The sequence below is a fragment of the Prosthecobacter sp. SYSU 5D2 genome, assembly GCF_039655865.1.
Classification (GTDB): domain Bacteria; phylum Verrucomicrobiota; class Verrucomicrobiia; order Verrucomicrobiales; family Verrucomicrobiaceae; genus Prosthecobacter.
This window is the reverse complement of record NZ_JBBYXL010000015.1, coordinates 54,025-76,975: the sequence shown is the minus strand read 5'-3', so window position 1 is coordinate 76,975 and position 22,951 is coordinate 54,025. Positions and strand designations below refer to the sequence as shown.

The 22,951-nt window shown below is 60.3% G+C and carries 17 protein-coding genes; 7 read left to right on the top strand and 10 right to left on the bottom strand.

Annotation, left to right across the window (positions count from 1 at the left end):
- Positions 1 to 20: 20 nt before the first annotated feature.
- From WJU23_RS21960 to WJU23_RS21945, 4 genes are all read right to left on the bottom strand, one after another.
- The gene (locus tag WJU23_RS21960; protein WP_346334781.1) at positions 21 to 833 is read right to left on the bottom strand and encodes an amino acid racemase; all 813 of its coding nucleotides are present in this window, start codon (positions 831 to 833) and stop codon (positions 21 to 23) included.
- 214 nt (positions 834 to 1,047) lie between these two features.
- The gene (locus WJU23_RS21955; protein ID WP_346334780.1) at positions 1,048 to 1,302 is read right to left on the bottom strand and encodes a hypothetical protein; all 255 of its coding nucleotides are present in this window, start codon (positions 1,300 to 1,302) and stop codon (positions 1,048 to 1,050) included.
- Positions 1,303 to 1,379: 77 nt separating this feature from the next.
- Positions 1,380 to 2,819 carry a PLP-dependent aminotransferase family protein gene (locus WJU23_RS21950; protein WP_346334779.1) on the bottom strand — a complete coding sequence of 480 codons (1,440 nt, stop codon included), beginning with the start codon at positions 2,817 to 2,819 and terminating at the stop codon, positions 1,380 to 1,382.
- A gap of 86 nt (positions 2,820 to 2,905) precedes the next feature.
- Entirely contained in the window at positions 2,906 to 3,463 is a 558-nt protein-coding gene (locus tag WJU23_RS21945; protein WP_346334778.1) for a c-type cytochrome domain-containing protein, read from the bottom strand.
- 80 nt (positions 3,464 to 3,543) lie between these two features.
- On the opposite strand from WJU23_RS21945, the gene WJU23_RS21940 reads away from it, so the two are divergent.
- Positions 3,544 to 4,437, top strand: a complete 894-nt coding sequence (locus WJU23_RS21940; RefSeq protein ID WP_346334777.1) for a tyrosine recombinase — start codon at positions 3,544 to 3,546, stop codon at positions 4,435 to 4,437.
- Positions 4,438 to 4,643: 206 nt separating this feature from the next.
- Here the strand turns inward: WJU23_RS21940 and WJU23_RS21935 are convergent, their stop codons facing one another.
- Positions 4,644 to 5,090, bottom strand: a complete 447-nt coding sequence (locus WJU23_RS21935) for a hypothetical protein (RefSeq protein WP_346334776.1) — start codon at positions 5,088 to 5,090, stop codon at positions 4,644 to 4,646.
- 142 nt (positions 5,091 to 5,232) lie between these two features.
- Between WJU23_RS21935 and WJU23_RS21930 the strand changes: the two genes are divergently transcribed.
- Positions 5,233 to 5,769 (top strand): NAD(P)H-dependent oxidoreductase, encoded by a 537-nt coding sequence (locus WJU23_RS21930; protein ID WP_346334775.1) that lies wholly within the window; start codon positions 5,233 to 5,235, stop codon positions 5,767 to 5,769.
- 17 nt (positions 5,770 to 5,786) lie between these two features.
- Here WJU23_RS21930 and WJU23_RS21925 read toward each other — a convergent pair whose 3' ends face one another.
- Positions 5,787 to 6,302, bottom strand: coding sequence for a hypothetical protein (locus tag WJU23_RS21925; protein ID WP_346334774.1), 516 nt, complete (start codon positions 6,300 to 6,302; stop codon positions 5,787 to 5,789).
- Between the two features lie 213 nt (positions 6,303 to 6,515).
- Between WJU23_RS21925 and WJU23_RS21920 the strand changes: the two genes are divergently transcribed.
- Both WJU23_RS21920 and WJU23_RS21915 read left to right on the top strand, forming a co-directional pair.
- Positions 6,516 to 7,895 (top strand): DUF1501 domain-containing protein, encoded by a 1,380-nt coding sequence (locus tag WJU23_RS21920; protein WP_346334773.1) that lies wholly within the window; start codon positions 6,516 to 6,518, stop codon positions 7,893 to 7,895.
- A 124-nt stretch (positions 7,896 to 8,019) separates the two neighbouring features.
- A complete protein-coding gene (locus WJU23_RS21915) occupies positions 8,020 to 10,218 on the top strand; it encodes a DUF1553 domain-containing protein (RefSeq protein ID WP_346334772.1) in 2,199 nt (732 codons plus the stop codon).
- A 39-nt stretch (positions 10,219 to 10,257) separates the two neighbouring features.
- On the opposite strand, the gene WJU23_RS21910 is transcribed toward WJU23_RS21915, so the two are convergent.
- Positions 10,258 to 10,476, bottom strand: coding sequence for an addiction module protein (locus WJU23_RS21910; protein ID WP_346334771.1), 219 nt, complete (start codon positions 10,474 to 10,476; stop codon positions 10,258 to 10,260).
- Here WJU23_RS21910 and WJU23_RS21905 point away from each other — a divergent pair.
- The 3 genes from WJU23_RS21905 to WJU23_RS21895 are packed head-to-tail and all read left to right on the top strand — an operon-like array spanning position 10,475 to position 16,940.
- Positions 10,475 to 14,167, top strand: coding sequence for a c-type cytochrome domain-containing protein (locus WJU23_RS21905; RefSeq protein WP_346334770.1), 3,693 nt, complete (start codon positions 10,475 to 10,477; stop codon positions 14,165 to 14,167). The two genes, WJU23_RS21910 and WJU23_RS21905, sit on opposite strands and share 2 nt — an antisense overlap.
- Positions 14,168 to 14,226: 59 nt before the next feature.
- Positions 14,227 to 15,339 (top strand): S-methyl-5-thioribose-1-phosphate isomerase, encoded by a 1,113-nt coding sequence (gene mtnA / locus WJU23_RS21900; protein ID WP_346334769.1) that lies wholly within the window; start codon positions 14,227 to 14,229, stop codon positions 15,337 to 15,339.
- Positions 15,336 to 16,940, top strand: a complete 1,605-nt coding sequence (locus tag WJU23_RS21895; protein ID WP_346334768.1) for a PrsW family glutamic-type intramembrane protease — start codon at positions 15,336 to 15,338, stop codon at positions 16,938 to 16,940. The genes mtnA and WJU23_RS21895 overlap by 4 nt, the downstream gene beginning before the upstream one ends.
- Before the next feature lie 10 nt (positions 16,941 to 16,950).
- Here the strand turns inward: WJU23_RS21895 and WJU23_RS21890 are convergent, their stop codons facing one another.
- From WJU23_RS21890 to WJU23_RS21880, 3 genes are all read right to left on the bottom strand, one after another.
- Positions 16,951 to 19,071, bottom strand: coding sequence for a beta-galactosidase (locus WJU23_RS21890; protein ID WP_346334767.1), 2,121 nt, complete (start codon positions 19,069 to 19,071; stop codon positions 16,951 to 16,953).
- 78 nt (positions 19,072 to 19,149) lie between these two features.
- A complete protein-coding gene (locus tag WJU23_RS21885; RefSeq protein ID WP_346334766.1) occupies positions 19,150 to 22,068 on the bottom strand; it encodes an alanine--tRNA ligase in 2,919 nt (972 codons plus the stop codon).
- Between the two features lie 153 nt (positions 22,069 to 22,221).
- On the bottom strand, positions 22,222 to 22,899 hold the full coding sequence (locus WJU23_RS21880; protein WP_346334765.1) for a hypothetical protein: 678 nt from the start codon (positions 22,897 to 22,899) through the stop codon (positions 22,222 to 22,224).
- Positions 22,900 to 22,951: the final 52 nt, after the last annotated feature.

Genomic DNA, 22,951 nt, shown 5'->3' with positions numbered 1-22,951 from the left:
GACGGGCAGGGAAGGGGGATTCAGCGGCCCGGCTTTTTGTATTCACGGATCGCCGCCCGCGCCAGCACCTCCGTGGCATTGACCACAGGTACGCGAGCGCGTTTGCTGTCGAAGGCCAGGGGGATTTCTGTGCAGCCCAGCACCAGCACGTCTGCACCGCGAGCCGACAGGCCATCTCCGGCCTGCGCCAGCAGCCGCGCCTGCTCTGCCTTGGATCCGCCTGCCTTGATGCTGTACACCGCGTCCATCACGCAGCACTGCTGCACCTCCCCCGGCGGCAGGATCACCTTCAGTCCCCGTTTGGCAAATGCCTCCTCGTAAAGCCGGCTCTGCACCGTGCCGTTGGAAGCCAGCAAGCCCACCGTGCGTGCCTTCGGATGCTCCCGTGCCACGGTCTCCACCGTTTCCTCGATCATGTTCAGCACCGGGATGCGCACGGCCTTCTGCATATCTGCATGATAATAATGCACCGTATTGCATGGGATGGCGATGAAGGACGCTCCGCCCCGCTCCAGCCGCCTCACCGCCTCCACCAGATAGGGCACAATCTCGCGGCTGCCGGATTTGATGCAGGCGCTGCGGTCCGGCACCTGCGGGCGGCTGTAAATCAATGTGGGCAGATGATCCTGGTCTTCCTTGGCCGGTGTGAGGCGTACAATTTCCGAGTAAAGGTTCGCCGTCGCCTCCGGCCCCATGCCGCCGAAAATGCCCACCATACGGTCTGGGGCCACCCGGCTTGACCCGTCAAAATGGCCGCAGCTGGTCAGCAGGTTCAGTACGAACAGGCAGGCTGTCCACCGTTTGAGGAACAGACGAGATGGAAATCGGCTCATAAATAACATTCAGAAGTGGAAGCCCGAGCAGGATTATCAAGCATCAATTTCCTGATTCCAACTGGACATAACTTCATGTTATTCGCCCATGTTCATTCAATGACGAATGAATTACCAAATCCAAATGTAACTCGTTTACATCACTTCATACTCACTGGAAGAACCCTTTGGAACAGGCGTCCGCCAGGAGCTTATCCCCCTGCTTCCGCCACCTTCACAGCGCAAAAGCAAAAAAGCAGAAGACGATCAGCATCCCCCACCAGAGCACCCATGTCTGCATGCGGCCATAGTCACGCCCGCCGCTGGTATCACTGGGGATCTCCTCGTCAAAACCAAAGAGACGGGTCTGATGCTTGAAGAAATAGACTCCTAGCCCCAGAGTGGCGGCGATGCCGACAAAGGCCAGAATCTTAAAGGCATACAGATCTTCACGGTTCATGGCCGCCAGGAGTTCAAGGTTGAGGTTCATGCCTGCAATCTTCCATCCGCCGGGCTTCGCACCAGATACAGTTCGTCGCTATCCCGTCATGCACAGACGACAAAAGCTCAGAGCTGTTTTTGGGCCAGCCTGCCCAGCGTCGTGATGGCCTGCTGCAGGCGGGGCGTCCAGAGCACACCACACGACAGGCGGATGCAGTTCGGATATCCCTGCGTGGGCGAAAACATGGGGCCGGGGGCGATGTTGATCTCATGGGCCAGCGCATCGTCCTGAAGACGCAACGCATCCACCCCTGCAGGCATTTCCACCCACAGAACAAAGCCCCCCTGCGGCTGGGTAACCTTCGTCCCCGCTGGAAAAGCCGCCGCCACCGCCTGCCCCACACGCTGCACATTGGCCGAATAAAAGGCCCGCGCTGAACGCAGGTAATGATCATAACCGCCATTGGCCAAAAACTCTGCGATGGCCAGCTCCGGCAGCGTGGCCGTGGCCAGGGTGCTCGTCAGCTTCAGCGTCTTCACCCGCTCATAATAGCGTCCTGGGGCCACCCAGCCCACGCGGTAGCCCGGCGCCAGCGATTTGGAAAAGGAGCTGCACAGCAGCACATTGCCGCTTTCATCATAGGCCTTGGCCATCCGGGGCCGGTGTGGACCGTGGTGCAGTTCGCCAAAGACATCGTCCTCGATCAACGGCACCTGCCGCTCCGCCAGCATCTCCACCAGCCTTTGTTTGGCTGCATCCGGCATCAGCGCCCCCAGCGGGTTGCTGAAAGTGGGCACCGCCAGGCACGCGGCGATGTTTCTTGTCTTCAGTACCCTGGCCAGCGCCTCCAGGTCCATGCCATCCCGCGGATGCGTGGGGATCTCGATGGCCTTCAGGCCCAGCTCCTCCAGCGCATGCAACACGCCAAAATACGTGGGGGATTCCACCGCCACCACGCTGCCGGGCGTGGTCACCGCCCGCAGGCACAGCATCAGCGCCTCCGTGGCCCCGCTGGTCGTGATGATCTCCTGCGGCAGCAGCGTCGCCCCGGCATTCATCACCCGTTTGGTGATCTCCCGCCTCAGCGTCTCGGATCCTGGCGGCATGTCATAGGAGATGCCGCTTTTTCCCGCCCGCCGCGCCACCGCAGCCAGGATGCGGTTCAGCTTCACCGTCGGCAGCAGCTCCGGGCTGGGCACCGCGCCGCCCAGGGGCAGCAGATTCGGCAACATGGCCGCCTCAAACAACCGGGACTGCAGCGCCCCCACCGTCACTGCCGTGATGGCGCGCGGTCGCTTGGCCATCAGCGGTTCCTTGACTACGGGTCGCGGCACCCGCACAAAGAACCCCGATTTAGGTCTCGCCTCCACCAGACCCCGGTCCTCCAAAAGGATAAACGCCTGAATCGCCGTGGTGAGGCTCACCCCATACTGCTCGCTCACCTTTCGAAGTGAGGACACCCTTTCTCCCGGCCGCAGTACCCCCTCCTGGATCAGCCGCGCGATCTTGTCCGCCACCTCCTGGTAAAGAGGCGCTGCCGGGGATGGCGGGAGATTCGCGGACATAGGGCGCATAGAAGGATAGGATTATCTATCACCCAACCCCTGTTTGTGAAACGCCCCCCTTCAAAAGACCTCAAGAAATCCAGGGGTCACGGCGCCGCACATTCGCGGGCCAGTTCCTGGCTTGCCGCGTCCAGCTTGCTCATCGGATAAGGCACCTCCTGTGCATTCGCCGGCATGCGCAGGTAAACGGTGTCTCCTTCCAGCTTCACAAAGCCGGCGCGGATGGTCTTGCCCTCAAAATTCGTCCAGCTCAGGATGGGCGGCAGGCTCTTTTTCACCGGTGCCATCTCGGGCTTGGGGGCGTTTTTATCCAGCATCGCCCCTTCGGTGATCCAGGCTCTGAGCGTCTCGATCTCCTTGTCGGAAAGGTTGTCCTTGGGCGGCATGTGCGCCTCGTGTTCCGGGTCTGCCACGACCTTGAAGATGTGGCTTTCCGCCGGATTGCCGGGGACGATGCCCCCCTTCGGGTTGATGTCCTTTTGCAGCGTCTCCAGATCATCGAAGACATACCCCGCCTTTTTCTTCCCCGTCTTGTCGCTGTGGCACTCGTAGCAGTGCTTTTCAAAAATGGGTGCAATGTCCTTTTTGAAGTCGGCGGCGGCTGCTGCGGTGGCGGTGAGAAGAAGGGCGGAAAGGAATTTCATTCAGGCTTGGCGAAAAAGGGGTGTAAGCAACAAACGCAGCAGGTGACAGGTCCTTAGCTCTGGATGACATTCTCCTGCCCATGCTCGATGCCATTGACAGCTTCATCCTCCACCTCGCCACCGAGCGCGGGCTGTCCACCAACTACCAGCTCCTCGTCCGCCGCGTGCTGGAGGCGCTGGCTTCCTGGCTGAAACAGGACCGTCAGGTGGAAACGGCGGATGCCGTCACCCAGCAGCATCTCGGAGACTACCTGGCGCGGCGGAAAAAGGATGGCATCGCCGCCTCCAGTGCCCGCGTGGAGTTGGTGGCCGTGAAGATCTTCTTCCGCTGGCTGGCCGCGCGGGGCAAACGCGTTGGCGATCCCGCCGAAGCCATCCTCCCGCCTCGCCTGGAAAAGCACCTGCCCGGCACTATGAATGAAGGGGATGCCCGCAAGCTCGTGGAATCCATCACCGGCAATGATCCCCTGGACCGCCGCGACCGCGCCATCCTGGAGCTCTTTTACGCCAGCGGCCTGCGCCTGTCCGAGCTGATCGGTGCCCGGCTGGAAAACCTCAGCCTGGAGGAAGGCTGGATCCGCGTCACGGGGAAGGGGGCCAAAACCCGCCTCTGCCCCGTCGGTGGTGCCGCCAAGGAGGCTATCGAGGCCTACCTTCAGCACGCCCGGCCCTCCCTGGTGAAGCGAAAAAAGACCCAGAGCCACCTTTTCCTCTCCCAACTTGGCGGTTCCCTCACCCGCGAGCGCGTCTGGCAGATCGTCAAAAAGCGCGCCCAGCTCGCCGGTCTGGGGGACCACGTACATCCCCACCTTTTGCGCCATTCCTTCGCCACCCACCTTCTCAATAACGGGGCCGACCTCCGGGTCATCCAGGAGATGCTCGGCCATGCGGATATTGCCACCACCCAGATCTACACTCACGTGGATCAGAAGCGCCTGAAACAGGTCCACCGCCAGTTCCATCCGAGAGCCTGAAAAATATTCCCAAAATTTTCAAAAAGTTTTGAACACATTTAAAAACTAGGAATCAAACGCTCCAATGGTTTGTTGACTCTCGGCCTCCAGGCATCGTGCTGCCTGATCGATTGAGCGCCACTCTTCCTACGATACTGCAACTGCACCCCGTCTGGTCTTGGTCGATTTTACAGGCGGTGGTGCAGGAGCGGTTCAGGAAAAAAGGTTCAGCCTTCCTCTTTCGCCTTTCCCTCAGTCAGGTAAAGCTGCGCCACAGAATCCCGGCTCAGAACGATCAGCGTAAAAACCCCAAGCAGGGTGCCCAGTGGAAACTGCAAGCAGTTTAAGGCCGCGACCACGATGGAAAAGGTCCTGGATACCCGCCTCTGAATGCAACGGCTGGAGATCACTGTCAGCACTCCGCCGGCCACCATGATCAGGCCCATGGCCAGGTAAAACCATTGGATGAATCCAAAGAACTCCGCCGGATCAAAAGGTGGCTGCTCCTTCGCCTTTTCCCACAGCTTGGGATTGGCGAAAAAATGCTTCACGAAGGCATAGTGCAGCCCCAGAAACGCCAGACCGAAAACACTCAGCCCCGCAGCGACGTAATGGCAGATCACCAGCGTGCGCAGGTGTGACCTGTCTTTGGACGGCAGAGGCGGCGGTGTCATGGTGCACATGCATAAAGCGCGACTGGACCCAGGGCCAGGACAAATAAACCCAGTGACTAACACACCGGTCCAACCTATTCAAAAATGTCCCTTTGGCAGACCGGCTGCTAAAACATCACATCTGACAATTCTTCTTCATTCCATGATTACCCTCCTCAGTGGCACCAACCGTCCCGGCAGCAACACCCGGCTCATCACGGGCATTCTTGAAAGTCTCTACACCAAAGCCGGCATCCCCTGCCAGGTGCTGGATCTTGCGGACCTTCCGGCTGAGATTTTCAGCCCCGCTTCCTATGCGGAAAAACCGGCCTCCTTTGCCCCCTTTGCGGAAACCATCCTGGCCAGCGATGGGGTGGTTATCGTGACGCCGGAATACAATGGCAGCTTCCCAGGTGTGCTGAAGTACTTCGTGGATATGCTGCCCTTCCCGGAGAGTTTTGAAAACCGGCCCGTCTGCCTGGTAGGCCTCGCTGCCGGGATGTGGGGCGCGCTGCGGTCCGTGGAGCAGCTTCAGGTCATCCTGGGTTACCGGAATGCCCATGTCTTCCCGGCCCGCGTCTTCATCCCCGGCGTCAACAAGGTTCTGAAAGACGGCCAGATTCAGGACCCCGCCCTGCTCCAGCGCCTGCAAGACCAGGCCACCGGCTTTGCCTCTTTTGTGGCCAGCTTGAAAGCCTGACCTCGCAGAGGTCTCCCTTATTCCTTCCACGTCCGCCCCTGGCCCGTGCGGAGAGATTGCTCCAGGCTTTCGTACAGAGAGTTCAGCCGCTCCTCGCTGGACAGCACAAACTCCACTGTGTGTGCATGGGTGGTCTGCGGATAACTTTTAACCACCTTTGCCACCGTTATTGTGGGAGAGATGCGGCTGGCCGCGTTTTGCATCGCCTCTCGCGCCTTGTCCAGCGCCTGCTGCCCGGCTCCCAGCATGCCTCCGCCTTCCAGCCGCACAGGCTCCAGATAATAGAAACGCACCGTCATGTTGGAGTTCATCGTCAGGTTCACCTCCACCACCCGGGCCGCTGCATCCGCCACATACTCATGCTTGGACAGCGCCTGGATTTGCGTGCAGCGCACCAGGTAGCTCCCACCATTGAACTGCCCGGCCCACAACTCGGGCCTCCGGATATTTTCCTGCGGTAAGGGCGCTGGGGCCTGGGCTATGGAGGCAATGGTTCCGAGCAGGGAAAGGAGGGCGACGAGAGCGATTTTCATAATCCGCAAAAGTCTGCGATGAATTCACGTAAAAGTAAACATCCGCCGCAAAGGTAGCCCAAAGACTCCGGGCCGGTATGACGCATTTCTCCATCTCTGGTGGAGAAATCCAGTCCTGATGGGGGCCAGATGCTGCCAAACCTTAGCGGGATAGTCCATTCAGTTTTGGCCGCGCATCGCGTATAGTATTCAAGTTCACTTTTCCCTAACCATATGTTTAAATTTTCCGGCGATGGCTCCATCACCACCTGCGACGGGGTGACACGACGCGACTTCCTCCAGGTCGGCATGCTTGGCGCATTGGGCCTGACGCTGCCGGGCTTTCAGGCGCTGAAAGCCGCAGGCAAGGTGGACTCCAAAAAGAGTCAGCGCGCTTGCATCATGATCTTCAACCTCGGTGCGCCCAGCCAGCTCGATCTCTGGGACATGAAGCCGGACGCGCCCAGCGAGATCCGCGGCCCCTTCAAGCCCATCCGCACGAACAACGATGCCTTCCAGGTCTCGGAGATCCTGCCGCTGCATGCCAAGATCGCAGACAAGTTCAGCCTCGTGCGCTCCTGCTATCACAATGCCGCCGCCGTGCATGACACCGGCCATCAGATGATGCAGACGGGTCGCCTTTTCACTGGCGGGGTGAATACACCGCACGTCGGCTGCGCAGCGGAGTTTTTGTTAGGCCGTCGCTCAGACCTGCCTGCCCACGTCATCCTGCCGGAAACGATGGGTCCCACCGGTGGCAACATGCCGCATGGTCAGGACGCCGGTTTTCTGGGCAAGGCCTATGATCCTTTTGTCCTCAATTCCGATCCCTCCACGGAAGGCTTCAAGGTGCCAGACCTGCTGCCGCCCAAAGAGATCGGCGAGGTGCGCCTGGAGCGCCGCCGCCAGATGCGCGAGCTGGTGGACAGCTCCGTGAAAAACTTCGAGGCCAGCGAGCAGGCCAAGCTGATGGATTCCAACTTTGAATCCGCCTACCGCGTGATGACCAGCACCCAGGCACGCGAGGCCTTTGACCTGACCAAGGAACCGCTGAAAGTGCGCGAGCGCTACGGCATGAACCGTTTTGGCCAGAGCTGCCTGCTCGCCCGCCGTCTGGTGGAGCGCGGCGTGCGCATGGTCACGGTGAATACCTTCATCACCGTCTTTGGCGAGATCACCTGGGACATCCACGGCAGCAAGCCATTTACCAGTATTGAGGGTATGCGGGACATCGTCGCCCCCATGTATGACCAGGGTTACACCGCCCTCATTGAGGACCTCTTCCAGCGCGGCATGCTGGAGGATACCATGGTCACCTCCCTGGCCGAATTTGGCCGCACACCCAAGGTCAATCCCGCCGGCGGCCGCGACCACTGGCCGAACTGCTGGACCGTCAACTTCGCCGGCGGCGGGGTCAAAGGCGGCCAGGCCGTCGGCAAGAGCGACGAGATCGGAGCCTACCCCGCCGAGCGTCCCGTGGACCCAGGCGAGATCGTCGCCACCATCTACGAAAGCCTCGGCATCGACCTCCACACCGAACTCCCCGGCCCCCAAGGCCGACCTTATCCTGTCGTGGACTTTGGCAAGCACGGCATCAAGGAGCTGTTTGGGTGAGATCACCAACAAAACGGCGTACCCTACAAAAGTATAATCCGATCATGCGAGATCAGAGCTTCGCTGCGGCTTGGGCAAGTTCCGAAACCGTTCCCATGCGAGAAGCATAACCAATTTCTTCACGATGAAATTTCTCCGTCAGTGTCTGCTCCTCAGCCTCTTCAGTGCCGCCCTCCATGCCGCTGAAGCCCCCAGTTTCCGCAACGACATCCAACCAATCATGACCCGTTACGGCTGCAACATGGGCGCCTGTCATGGGGCAGCAGCAGGGCAGGGGGGATTCCGGCTTTCACTGCGCGGGTTTGATGACGAGGGGGACTACCTTTCCATCACCCGCTCTGCCATGGGCCGCCGGATCAATGGCGATGATCCTGCCCGCAGCCTGCTGCTTTTGAAGGCGGTGAAAACTGTGCCTCACAAGGGCGACAAGCGCTTTGAGATGGACTCCGAAGCCTACCAAACTTTGGTGGACTGGATCGCCCATGGCACGCCTGGGCCGAGGGCGGAAGATGCGCGTCTCGTTTCCCTGGAGGTCACGCCTAAACAATTGGTTAGCAAGCCGGGCAGCGAGCAGCAGCTCAAGGTCTTGGCCAAGTTCAGCGATGGCCGCACGGAAGACGTCACTCGCTGGGCCAAATTCAATGCCGTGAATGCCAGCGTCGCCACCGTGGATGACCACGGCCTTATCAAAGTCACTGGGGCAGGCGAGGGTACCGTCAGTGCCTGGTACCTCAGTCGCCTGGACATCGCCATCGTCAGCGTTCCCCAGGAAGGCGCAACTGACGAAACCCTCTTTGCCCAGCTCAAGCCGCGCAACTTTGTGGATGACCTCGTGCTGGAAAAACTGCGCGCGCTGAACATCCCGCCTTCCGCGCAATGCAGTGATGGTGACTTCATCCGCCGCGCTCATCTGGATACCATCGGCGTGCTGCCCACCGCTGAAGAAACCCGCGCCTTCCTGGCCGATGCCGCGCCTGACAAACGCGACCGCCTCATCGAATCGCTGCTCTCGCGGCCTGAGTTTGTGGACTACTGGTCCCATCGCTGGAGCGACCTCCTTTTGGTCAACAGTGACAAGCTCACGCCCGAGGGCATGTGGGCTTATTACCACTGGATCCGCAGCCGCGTCGCGGCCAACACACCATGGGATGTCATGGTGCGTGACCTGCTCACCGCCACTGGCAGCACGCTGGAAAATGGCGCGGGAAATTTCTTCCTGCTGCATGACGAGCCGGCCCGCCTTTCAGAAACCGTCTCCGTGGCCTTTCTCGGCACCGCCATGAACTGCGCCAAGTGCCACAACCACCCGCTGGAAAAGTGGACCAATGATGAATACTATGCCTTCGCCAATCTCTTCTCCCGCGTCCGCACCAAGAACGGTGCCACTGCCGATGAGCGCGTCGTCTTCAGCGCCACCGAGGGTGATCTCGTGCAGCCCCTCACCGGCAAGCCTCAAGCTCCACGCCCGCTCGAAGTGACCGAGCCCGTTTCCATCACCGCACCCGAGGACCGCCGCATCCCCATGGCCGCCTGGCTCACCTCGCCGGACAACCGCCTTTTCAAACGCACCATCACCAACCGCGTCTGGGCCAACTTCTTCGGCGTCGGTCTGGTGGAGTCCGTGGATGATATCCGCATCACCAACCCCGCCAGCAATGAGAAGCTCCTCGATGCCGCCTGTGATCACCTGGTTAACCACAAGTTCGACCTCAAATCCCTGATGCGCGTCATCTTGCAAAGCGAGACCTACCAGCGCAGCAGTGAGACAATCTACCAAAACGAAAAAGACACCCGTTACTACAGCCATTTTTACCCGCGTCGCCTCAAGGCTGAAATCCTGCTGGATTCCGTCGCCCAGGTCACCGCGGTGCCCACCACGTTTAACATAGACCGCCGCAATGCCAACAAAGGCACCAAGACCTCCTATCCCATGGGCTTCCGCGCCTTGCAGCTTCCCGATTCCAACATCGCCAGCTACTTCCTGAAAAGCTTCGGCCGCGCCGACCGCATCGCCACCTGCGAGTGCGAGCGCACCAACGAACCCAGCATGGCCCAGGCCCTGCATATCGCCAATGGCGATACCATGAATGACAAGCTTGCCACCAAGGACAACCGAGTGGACCAGCTCCTGAATTCAGATCAGCCTGACGAAAAACTCGTCGAGGACGCCTACCTCATCGCCCTCGCCCGCTCCCCCACCCCGGCGGAGAAAACCAAAGCCACCGAGCTCCTCGCCACCGCCCCCGCCGCAGACCGCCGCACCACCCTCGAAGATCTTTTCTGGGCCCTCATGAGTTCGAAGGAGTTTTTGTTTAACCACTAGGATGCCTAACAAATGTAAAACACCTCAGGGAATCAGTCCTCATGCACGTCTGGCATTTATGCATGACTGGAATTCTTCCAACGTCAGTGCCCATGATGGATCGCTTTCAAATTGTGCCCAACGTTCGTCGAGTTCGTATTTCTCCTGCTCAGAGACCGCCAGTTCAGCTCCAGCCATTGAGGCCCAAATCTCATCTACGATCAAAAGCTTCTCACGCACCGGCAAGGCGCGCAATTGTGGGAAATCAGCCAGAGTCATGAAATCATCATCTCTTTTATTCAGCAGCTATCAACTGGCGCTTTCTGCATCGCTTTTAATATCACTTGGAGCCGCCAGCGCCCAAGAATCCATCTCCTACGAGAAACAAATCCTGCCGCTCTGGGATGCCCACTGCATGGACTGCCATGGTGCGAATGATGCAGACGGGGGCCTCGCTTTGGACACCTTTGCGGCCCTCATGAAAGGCGGGGAGGAAGGCGTCTCCATCATCGCGGGCAAGGCGGATGACAGCTTGCTGGTGAAGTTTCTCGAAGGCCGTTCGGGCAGGGGCGGGAAAAACGAATTCATGCCGCCAGGCAAACGCGACAAGTTGAAGGCGGAGGAGATTGCGCTCATCAAAGCCTGGATCAATGCCGGAGCCCTGGGACCCGTCATGGCGGACAAACCCCCCGCTCCTCGCGAAGTCATCACGCCCAAGATCGCTCCCAAAGTCGCCCCGAAACGATCCATCCAGGCTATGGCTTATTCCGAGGCAGCCAAGCTCATCGCCATCGGCCGATATGGCGAGGTGGAATTGCTGAATCCTATCACACGTTCGGTTATACGAAAGCTCGGCGGATTCAAAGGCCGCGTCAATGCCCTCGCCTTTTCAGCCGATGGCGCGACCGTTTATGCAGCGGGAGGTGAAGCAGGCATCATCGGCGAAGTGCGCTCCTGGAAAACCGCCGATGGCAGCGCCTTGCAATCCTTTGCCGGGCATACCGATGCCTGTTACGCGCTCGCACTGTCTCCTGATGGCCAGATTCTCGCCACGGGTGGATATGATCAAAAGATCCGCCTTTGGGATGCCTCCAAGGGAACAGAACTCAAACTGCTCACCGGCCACAATGGCAGCGTCAATGGCCTTGCCTTCCGGACTGACGGGAAAGTGCTGGCCAGTGCCAGTGCGGACCGCACCGTGAAATTGTGGGCCATGCCGGAGGGCGCGCGGCTGGACACGCTGGCCCAGCCGCTCAAGGAGCAAAACGCCGTGGTCTTCAGTGCCGATGGCAATCAGCTTTTTGGTGCCGGCATGGACAGCCGCATCCGCGTCTGGCAGATCAGCGCCACGGCCAAGGAAGGCAGCAACAGCATCAGTACCTCCCGTTTTGCTCATGAGGGCGGCATCCTCGGACTTACGCTTTCCCGCGATGGTAGCCTGCTCGCCTCCAGCGCCTCCGACCGTTCCATGAAGATCTGGGATGCGGCCAGTCTGACGGAAAAAACCGTGCTCGAAAAACAGTCCGACTGGACCCCGGCGCTGGCCTTTGCCGAAAAAGGCCAGCTCTTTAGCGGCCGCGCCGATGGCAGCTTGGGCGTCTATGACAGCGTGACCGGCAAACCCGTCGCCATGGCCGCTCCGGCTCCGAAGACCAAGATGGTGGTCGCCGCCAAGCCGAAGGCGTCGCCGAAACCAGAGCTCACCCGCATCGTCACACCTGTGCTGCACAGCGGCGGCAGCGTCACACTTGCCCTCCAGGGGAAAAATCTGGAGGCGAATCCCAAAGTCCACTTCAGCCACCCGGAGATCCAGGGCATTGTCGTCAAGTCCTCCGTCGAGCCTAACCAACTGCGCATCAAGACCACCGCCCCGACCAGCCTGCCTCGCGGCGCTTATGACGTATGGCTCACCACGGATCACGGTGAGACGGCCCGCATGAAGGTGCACGCCGATGACCTGCCCGCCACGGTCAGCACGCCAGCGCATTTTAAAGACGGCCCCTTTGCCATCACACAACTTCCCGCCAGCCTCTGGGGAAAGCTGGTGGAGACCGGCCAGCAGGATGTTTATCAGATCACCGTCAAGGCAGGCGAGGAACTTGTCTTTGACCTCGCTGTCAAGCAGGTCGGCAGCACCGCGCTATCCCCCCGACTGGAGATCCTCGACACTGCGTTGAATGTGCTTGCTCTCAATCGCGGCCTGGATCCCGGCAGCGATCCCTTCATCGCCTGGAAAGCACCTGCCGACGGCAGCTACCTCGTACGTGTCAGCAACACCACGCTGGATGGCAGCGCCACTCACCTCTACCGCCTCACCCTGGGCGCACTGCCCTACGTCACCGGCTGGCAGCCCCTCTCATCCACGGCTGAGGTCGAATCCACCGTCACCCTCATCGGCCATCATCTGGAGGGCATCGCCCCCATCGTGGTCAAGCCCGGCAGCACCGGCCTCCTGCCCGTCCCGCTCCCTGCGGGAAACATCCGCTACCGCGTCAATCCCAGCCAGCATGTCAGCAATTTGCCGCATTGTGCCGAGGTCGAGCCTAACAATGAAGTCAACAACACCCAGGCCATTCCCGTGCCCGGCACTGTCCAGGGGCGTCTCTTTTCAGACAATCCGCATGGCGATGCAGACCTTTATGTGTTCGAGGCGAAAAAGGGCGACTCCTGGATCATCGAAACCCTCGCCGCCATGGCCGGCTCTCCCGCCGATACCAAGCTGGAAATCCTGGATGCAAAAGGCCAGCCCGTGCCGCGCCTGCTGCTCCAGTCCGTGCGCGACAGCTACAACAACTTCCGCAGCGTGGATGCCAACAACCCCGACATCCGCCTGCAAAACTGGGAGGAGATGGAGCTCAATGAATACGTCTATTTTAATGGCGACATCATGAAGACCTTCCGCATGCCGCGTGGCCCGGACAGTGGCTTTCTCTTCTATTCCACCTATGGCAAACGCCGCTCCTATTTTGACACCAGTACCACCAGCCACGCGCTGGATGAGGCCTGCTACACGGTCATCCCTCATCCGTTAGGCACGCCCCTGGTTCCCAACGGCCTGCCTGTCTTCACCCTCCATTATGCCAATGATGACGAAGGCACCCGCAAGCTCGGCCGCGATTCCCGCCTCACCTTCACCGCCCCGGCCGATGGCCGTTTCATCATCCGCGTCACGGATACTCGCGGCCTCTCTGGGGAGCGCTTTGTGTATTCACTTACCGTCCGTCAGCCCGCGCCGGATTTCACCCTCGCGGTGGATACCAACAACCTCACCGCCATCCCCGCCCGCTCCTCCATCGGCTTCGCCGTCAAGGCGGACCGCAAGGACGGATTCGAAGGCCCCATCCGTGTGGACATTGCCCATGTGCCGGAGGGTTTTTATGCCTCCTCGCCCATCCTCATTGAGGCCGGGCATACTCTCGCCACCGGCAGCATTCATGCGCTGCCCACAGCCAAACCGGATGCGGATTGGAGCAAAGTCACCGTCACCGCCACCGCCGAAATCACAGGCAAAACCGTGACACACACCGCCGCTAACTTTGGGAAAATGACTCTCGGTCCCGCCCCCAAATTTATCGTCTATCTCGAGCCAGATGCCGATGGCAAACCGGTCATGCGCCAGGATACCCAGGAAGCCAGTCCGCTGGAGCTGACGCTGGTCCCCGGCCAGACCGTCAAGGCCTGGATCCGGGTGGAGCGGAACAACAAATTTGATGATCTCATCAACTTCGATGTTCATAATCTGCCCCATGGTGTCATCATTGACGACATCGGCCTCAATGGCGTGCAGGTGCGCGCGGGTGAAAACGAGCGCCCCATCTTCTTCCGCTGCTCCTCCTGGGTGCAGGACCAGGACCGCCTCTGCCACGCCACCATGGCCTCAGCCCGTGCCGAACAGGACAGCTCGGGCCTCGCCACCAGCTTCCCCGTTTTGCTAAAAATCCGCAAAGCGCCCGGCGTAGCCACCCGCTGAGAACGCCTCCGGCACAACATCCCCCTTGCGCAGCCGCCGCCTCTCCCGTCAGTCAGGGCATGCTTGTTTCCGGGACCCCCTACCGCACCATCTGGCTTCATGATAAAGCCGTCCGCATCATAGATCAGCGGCGGCTTCCCTGGACCTTTGATCTGCTGGACCTGCACACCACCGCTGAGGTCGCCGAAGCCATTCGCGATATGGCCGTGCGCGGGGCGGGTTTGATCGGGGCCACCGCCGGTTACGGCATGTGGCTGGCCGCCCAGGAAGCCACATCTCCTGACGAATTACAAAGCCTCGCCGACAGCCTCATCCGCACCCGGCCCACCGCCGTGAACTTGAGCTGGGCCGTCCACCGCCAGCTTGCCGCCATCCAGGCCGCCGGTTTTGAAAACCGTGTCGCCACCGCCCTCGCCACCGCGCAGGCAATCGCAGATGAAGACGCCGCCGCCTGTGCCGCCATTGGTCGCCATGGCCTGGCCATCATTCGCGACATCGCCGCACGCAAGCCGGGCCAGACCGTCAATATCCTCACCCATTGCAATGCCGGTTGGCTGGCCTTTGTGGATCACGGCTCTGCCACCGCCCCCATCTATGCCGCCCACGCCGCCGGCATCCCCGTGCATGTCTGGGTTGATGAAACCCGCCCGCGCAACCAGGGGGCCCGCCTCACCGCCTGGGAGCTGGCGCAGCAGGGCGTGCCGCACACCGTCATTGCGGACAATACCGGCGGCCACCTCATGCAGCATGGCCAGGTGGATCTTGTCATCACCGGGGCCGACCGCGTCACCCGTTCGGGCGATGTCGCCAACAAAATCGGCACCTATTTAAAAGCCCTCGCCGCCCGCGACAATGGCGTCCCCTTTTACGTCGCCCTGCCCAGTTCCACATTCGACTGGACCCTCCGTGACGGAGTCCAGGGCATTCCCATCGAGCAGCGTGGCGATGATGAAGTCACCCACATGGAAGGCATCACCACAGGTGGAACGGTGGAAACATTGCGCATCGTTTCACCCGGCTCGCCTGCGGCCAATTACGCCTTCGATGTCACCCCCGCCCGCCTCATCACCGGCCTCATCACCGAACGTGGCGCCTGCCCGGCAGAGGAGCCGGCCATCTGCGGCCTGCATGGTCAGGAAACAGCGCAGCACCTAACACCAAGCATTTCATGATCCACGGCTGGCGCGCACAAACCCATTACTGGAGTCATAACGGCCCCTTTCTCAAACGGCTGGCAGTTGCCATCGTCGCTCTGAGTTTTTCCACCGCCCTGCTCATCGTTAGCCTGGCTCCGGATGACAGCCGTTATGCCACCCGGGATCCGATGGAGGAAAAAATCCGCACCGGCTGGCAGGAGCTGCATCGGGCCAGCGAGCCACGACCTCACGAAATGGTTCGCTGGCTACATCACGTCACGGATAACATCCACCGCCTCAGTTCAGTGCGTGAGATCAAGACCACCACCTGGAGCGACTATGAAACCGACGGCCGCCTGGCCGGTCACGAAGTGCGTCCCTTGCTGGCGCAGCACGCCCCAGATCCTGCCATCATCCAGCTTTGGGAAGACTACATCCACGCCACCCTCACACGGGATGCAGACATCGCCCGCCGTCTGGCCCAGCTCGCCGCCCAGGAGCCACCGCCCATCACGGCCAATCTCATCCAGACCTACCTGTTGATTGAGACCGCCCCATCACAGTCCCTTTCGTTTCTGCTTCGTGAGGCCACCCATCATCCCTCCCCCCTGGTGCGGGAGGCTGCGCTCCACACCGCCATCCGGTTGAAAGACGGCCCCGCCATGCGCCTCATCGCCAGCCAGCCGGACTGGTGGGAGGCCATGCCAGACAGCCTTCGCCGCAGTGCCGCCCGGGACCTGGGGGACTTCCGTCTCCAGTGGCAGACCATGCTTGGCTATCGCTTCTTGTTTGGCGCGCCCTGGGGCACCCTGGCCATGGCATTGCTGGCCGCTTTCATCTGGTATGCCATTCTGGTGCTGCATGGCGTGCGCGGCTCCTGGCGCTGGGTCATCCCCTTGCTGCCCCTCCTGGCGGGCATCCTTAGTGTCTGGCCTGTGTTCTTCATTGATGCGTGGCAGGAGTTTGCTCTGGGCATGAAGGAGGACGGCTCCTTGCACCGGGATCTCTGGTATCAGATCGGCGGCGTCGGCATGCGCGAGGAGTTTTGCAAATTGCTCCTCGCCTCCCTTTTCTTGCCCTGGCTTCTCCTCAAACGCCCCCCCGGTGGTGCCCTCATGGTGGGAGCCTTCGTTGGCCTCGGTTTCGCCCTGGAGGAAAACATCAACTACTACTTGCAGTATGATGCAGGCATTCCACTCACTCGCTTCTTCACGGCCAATTTTTTCCATGCTGCTCTCACCGGCATCTCCACCCACGCCCTCTACCTGCTCCTGCGCAGCCGCTTCGGCACGGCGGACCGCTTCATCGTCACCTTCATTGGCGTCGCCGTCGCCCATGGCTCGTATAACTTCGGCAATTCAGCCTCTCTGGCCGGACTCGAGGCCTACCTTCCCATCGTCATCCTGGCCTTGGTCGCCTGGCATTTTTTCGACCTCGTGGATCATGAATGCCAGCCCGGCCGCCAGTGGCTGTCACCCGCCTCCGTCTTCCTCGTCGGCACCGCCCTGCTTATGGCCGTCGTCTTTCTCTCCATCGCCATCCGCACCCAGAGCATGGAGGAGCTCGTCCTCGCCGCCACCCAGGCTGTCTCCCTCTTCCCCGCCGTCTTCATCTACTGGCGGCGGCTCGGAGTCTGAGGAGGGCAAATCAAAACGCCTTCAGCAGCTTCTCCACCACATCCCCTTCCGCCGCCTCAGGCAGGATGGCGAACAGCGCTGGCTGCCACGGATCCAGCTTCACAGTAAAAGATTGGGTTAGGCCCATCTGTTCCCCCGTGCGCAGGTTCACCACATGCCCTGGTTCTGCCAGCGTTGCGGTGAATTCCGTTTCCTTTTCAAGCGCCTCATTGCCGCCCGCTTGTGCCAGTTCCTCACGCATCTTGTATTCGATGTTCCTTTCAAAGGCCACCAGCCGTGCCTGCGAGCCGGCGCGGTAGCGGTGCACCCGCACCCGCTCCTCCACCGGCACACTGACCGGTGCTTTCACCACCAGGATTTTGCGCAATTCCTCCGCGACCTTTAGCATATAGGAATCGCCCTTGGCCTTCAGCCGCTCGCCCGCATAGCTGCTGAAACTGTCCCGGATACGGAGGGAGGCACCGTTCTCGCTGATAGCGATCATCCCCACCTCTCCGCTCTCCGCAAAGCCCGCCAGCACCTCCGGCACCTGGTCACGCACCGTGCCGTGTTGATCAAAGAAACCCGCCAGGCCGTGTCCGCACAACATGTTCTCCGGGCGCTTGGCAAAGGCCGTCACCGCTGCCACTTCCGCGTCACTCATCGCCCGGCTGCCCGGCAGCGCCAGCATGCGGATGCCGCGCTTTTCCAGCGCCCCTTTTTCGATCTCCTCCGACGAGACGAACACCGGGCTGAACCCGTGGTCCTGAAACACTTTCAGCCACGCATTCCTCATCACCGCATGGTTGTTGTGATCCGCCTCATAGCTGCTGAACCGCTTCACCCAGGTCTTCCCATCTGCCAATGTCTCCAGCATCCACGCCGCCTGAACACTGGCCTGTGAATAATGGATGGCGATGGGATCCCGCTCACGCTCCGCCCGCAGAAAAAGTTGTGCCAGCGGGGTCGTCAGGGACTTCATCACCGGGGCCAGCGCCCGCCCTTTTTCCGTCAGCGGCAGGTCCGGCTGGCTCCAGTCGATCACGTCCTCGCTCCACCACACAATGCAGCCTTTGTCCCCCTCCAGCAGCAGATGCCACAGCCGCCTCTGCGCCGCCAGAGTCTCCTTTTCAAACACTGTGGCCAGGATCGTCTTGCCCGGCATGAAGGAGCCCAGAATCTCCCGCGAGTTGCAGATGTCATACGGCTCCACCCAGTCCAGCACCTGCGCCAGCCGCCATAAGTCATACCCGCCAAAGGCATGCGGCATCTGCGTTCCCTCCACTCCCACCGGCGTCGCCGGGTCCGCTGCCCGTGCCGCCTGGCGGAAGGTCTCCAGCGCGCGCGCCAGCGCCACATCCATGTAGGTACGATGGTCCACCCATGGGGCCAGGTTCCACCGTGTCCGCTCCTGCCGCGCCGTTGCCGGGTTAAGCTTCACCGCCCGCACCGCTGCCCAGTCCTTCGGTTCCTCCGGTCCCGGCTTCCCGCTGGCTATCCGCTGCTTCATCTGGTCCGTTGTGAAGGGCTTCACCTCCTCCCAAGTGCTAAACGATGTTTGCCATTGCCGGTTCAGCGCCGCCAGGTCCGCATACTGCGTCTTCAGCCATTCACGGAATGCCTTCAGCGACGTCTCCGAAAAATCATAGTCAAAGGGGTTTGCCGAGATCGTCGTGGACAGCTCATCCCGCAGATCATGCATCAGCGGCTGCGCTGCCGCATGACCTTTTGCCGTCTTCGTCACCCGCTCGCTCATCCGCCGCAGCCAGTCCTCATCCTCCAGCGGCTGCGCCCGCACCAGCGCCCCCGGGTCGCGGCTTTCCATCCACTCATTGATGAACTTCCCCCAGTTGGTCACGTTGGAGCGGAACTTCAGGCACAGCCCCTCATTCACCGTGTTTTCGATGTAAAAGCCGAACCCGTTCGCCTCATAAAAATCCGTCTTGCCGCCGGGGCTGACCATCCCCGTATTCATGCCCAGCTCCCGCAGCCGCTCCGGCAGCTTCGGATTTTCCAGATTCTTTTGCCCCTTCTCGCCCATCCACAGGACGGTCCGATACTCCGTCCAGGGTCGCAGCTCCTGTGCCCGCAGACCACTATGACCCGCCATCATCGCACCCAACACAGCGTATAGAGAAAGGGAGAATTTCACGCCCTTCATACGCCTGAGGCCGGCCAGATTATCTGGCCAGCCTCAAAATTTGGTCACAAAATCACGCCCCGCTGCGACTCACCCCACCAGCTTCCGCGCCTCGGCCAGCGCCGCGTCCACCTGGCTGACGTCTTTGCCGCCGCCACGGGCGAAGTCCGGCTTGCCGCCGCCTTTGCCGCCGACGATGGGCGCGATGGCCTGGATGATCTTTCCGGCCTGAACCTTGGCCTGATGGTCTTTGGAAACGGTGGCCATGAGGGTTACATTACCGTTGCCCGTGGAGGCCAGCACGATGACGCCATTAAACACACCTTTGAGGGCATCATTCACCGCCATGGCGTAGTCGCCATCCACATCACCCAGATTGGCGATGAGCAGGTTGTTTTCAGCCGTGGCCAGCAGTTCCTTGGCGCGGCCGGAGGCTTCGCGCTGCTGGGCGGCTTTGAGGGCTTTTTCCAGCTCTTTTTGTTGGGCCAGAAGGTTATCAATCTTCTTTTCCAGATCACTCACACCCTGGGCGCTCACCTTGCCAGCCAGGAGCTTCAGCAGGTCAGCATCCGCACGCGCGGCATTGTAAGCTTCGAGTCCGGCGATGGCCTCAATGCGGCGCACCCCGGCCGCCACAGCGCCTTCAGCGACGAGGCGGAACAGGCCGATCTCCCCGGTATAGCGGGTATGCGTACCACCGCAAAGCTCCATGCTGTAGCCATCCAGGGCCAGCGGCTTGCCGCCGATCTGCACCACGCGGACGTTCTCGGGATACTTCTCGCCAAAGAGCTGCATGATGCCCGCGTTGTTCTTGGCCTCCGCATACGGGATCTCATTCCAGGAAACCGGGTCATTGGCGACGATGCGCTCATTCACCAGCTTCTCGATATCCGCAAGCTGTCCCGACGTCAGGGCAGCATTGTTAAAGTCAAAGGTCAGCTTCTCCGCCGTCACATTGGAGCCCTTCTGCGTGGCTTCCTGGTTCACGACTTCATGCAGCGCCCAGTGGAGCAAATGCGTGGCCGTGTGATGCCGCTCGATGGCGTGACGGCGTACCGTATCCACCGCGACTTTGACGTCAGCCCCTGCGGCTGGAGCGTCTTCGCCTTCGATGAAATGCAGCCAGGTATTGCCCACCTTCGTCGTACTGCTGATGGGGTAAGTGTTCGCGCCCAGAATGATCTGCCCGCTGTCACCGATCTGACCGCCCATCTCGGCATAACAAACACTGCTATCAAGAACGATCGCCGTCTTGTCCTTCATGGCGACGACTTCGAGGACCTTGGCTTCGGTTTCGAGAGCGTCGTAACCGATGAACTTCGTCGGCTCTTTCGTTTCGATCTCGCTGACGGAGACGATCTGCTTGTTCTTCTGGCCAGCTTCACGAGCGCGCTTCTTCTGCTCGTCCATGAGCTTTTCGAAACCTTCCGTATCAACAGTTAAGCCGCGCTCACGAGCGAGGAGTTCGGTGAGATCGAGGGGGAAGCCGAAGGTGTCGTACAGCTGGAAAGCGAAGTCTCCACTAAGAGGAGGAACTTGGGAAGCGGTCCAGCCGGGAGAAACTGCCTTGATAAAGGAAACCACAGATTGCCAATCCCGCACATTAGCGCCTTGCTCCAATGCAACTGACCGAGTCAAGTCACCCTCAAATGAGTCGTCTCTTGGATTCATGCTCCGGCCTGCTAGGTAAGCAACGTAGCCATCAAACTTCTCCATTCCCCGATCCAGAGTCCGGTTAAACGCTTCCTCTTCCACCTTCAGCACGGCCTTGATCTGCTCTTTGCGGGCGCGCAGTTCCGGGAAAACTTCGCCCATGTGGAGGGCGAGGACATCCACGAGTTTGTAGAAGAAGGGTTCTTTGAATTCCAGGGTGCGGCCATACTTCACGGCGCGGCGCAGGATGCGGCGGAGGGTGTAGTTGCGGTCACTGTTGCCGGGCTGGATGCCGTCGGCGATGGAGAAGCTGAGGGTGCGGAGGTGGTCGGCGATGACGCGGAAGGCGACGTCCACTTTTTCCTGCTCGGTCACGGGGATGACGTGGCCCTGCTCATTCGGCAGGGGCAGGGTGCTCTGGTAGGTCTTGCTGCTGAGGCGGGTCAGTTCATCAAAGATGGGCTTGAAGACATCGGTGTCGTAGTTGCTGATCTTGGCGGTCTCGAAATCCGTGAAGTTCTTGGTGCCCTGGATGATGGAGGTCAGGCGCTCAAAACCCATGCCGGTATCCACATGCTGCGCGGGCAGGGGAGTGAAGGTGCCGTCGGGGTTGGCGTTGTACTGGATGAAGACGTTGTTCCAGATCTCGATGCAGCTCGCATCGCTGCCATTAACGAGCTTGGCACCGGCGCGCTGGCGCTCTTCGCTGAGCTCAATGGGGCCGGGGGTGAGGTCAATGTGGATCTCCGTACACGGGCCGCAGGGGCCGGTATCGGCCATCATCCAGAAGTTATCCTTTTTGTTACCGTTGACGATGTGGATCTCAGGATCGAGGCCGACGGAGCGGAATTTTTCGGCCCAAAGGTTCCAGCTTTCTTCGTCGCGGTCGGCGGGGTCGCCCTTGGATTTATCCGGCTGATAGATGGTGGCGAAGACGCGGCTGGGCGGGAATTTGAAGCGCTCGACGATGAGTTCCCAGCTCCAGGAGATGGCCTCCTTTTTAAAGTAGTCGCCAAAGGACCAGTTGCCCAGCATCTCAAAGAAGGTGTGGTGGTAGGTATCCAGGCCCACGTCTTCCAGGTCATTGTGCTTGCCGCCGGCGCGGATGCACTTCTGCGTATCGGCAGCACGAGTAGGCAGGCCTTTGCTCAGTACGCCCGGCCAGGTGTCCACATCCGCACTGCGCTCGCCCAGGAAGATGGGCACAAACTGGTTCATGCCCGCATTGGTAAAAATACGCGCGCCGTCGCGGCTGGTGTAGCCGACGTTGTCACTGGGGACGATGGTGTGGTCCTTGGACTTGAAGAAGTCGAGGAAGGTCTGGCGGATCTGGGCGGCGGTAGGGACAGCGGACATGGCAGAAAAGGGCGCGCACTATGGCCTGAGGACGCGCCTGGTAAAGTGCTCAGTTTTTCCCCACGCTCCAAGCCCTCTCAAAATCTCTTCCTTCGCTCTTCATCCTCGCCCTGTTCCTAACCTTCATCTTCCCGTCCTCCAGCCTGTAAAAGCTCAACTTTTCAAACTCCGCACCTTCCCCCACTCATAACTAGGCAAAAGTCGGGGTTGTACATCAATGGCATACAGATTTTCGTCTGGAGCCCGGATGAAGTTTCGGTCATGCGTATCTGCCAGCTCGATTCCATCGTCCCGCTCCCATAAACCTGTGGTTTCATTCATGACAAAGCCCAGCCCATGGAGAAAGGCGCTGATCTCATCCTCCGTCGGAATGAACCGGTGCGGGTGGGGCTGAATGTATGCCTGGGAGGTGATGATGCTAGGGCCGCCCTGCCGGTTCCAGATACCTTCAAAGGTAACATCATCGTCAAAAATCAGATTGCTCAAGCGCAGACGGCGCAGGTAACCCGCAGGAGTAAAAAAGCCAAAATGGCCAAATCCCGACTGCCCGGGGAAGGTGGCTTTCCAGACACGATTTCCCTTAGCGTCGTAATAAACAGTGACTTCGCGCCCAGGTGTAGCGCTCGTCATGAAAGGGGGCAGATGCTCTTTCTTTAAAGTACAGCCGCGACTTGACGCGAATCTTTTGAGGGCGGCGAACTGGGCGGCAACGTGGTCTTCCCACTCGGTAACCGGATCCCGTGGCTTTCCCACATCTGCCACTCCCAGGCTTGATCCATGAGCTTTTGGTCGGCCGAAGAGAGCGGCGCTTTCTGCTTCTGCAAGGTCCATAGGCGCTGCGCATCCTCCAGGCTGAGAGGAGATGGTGGATGGAATGAATCGT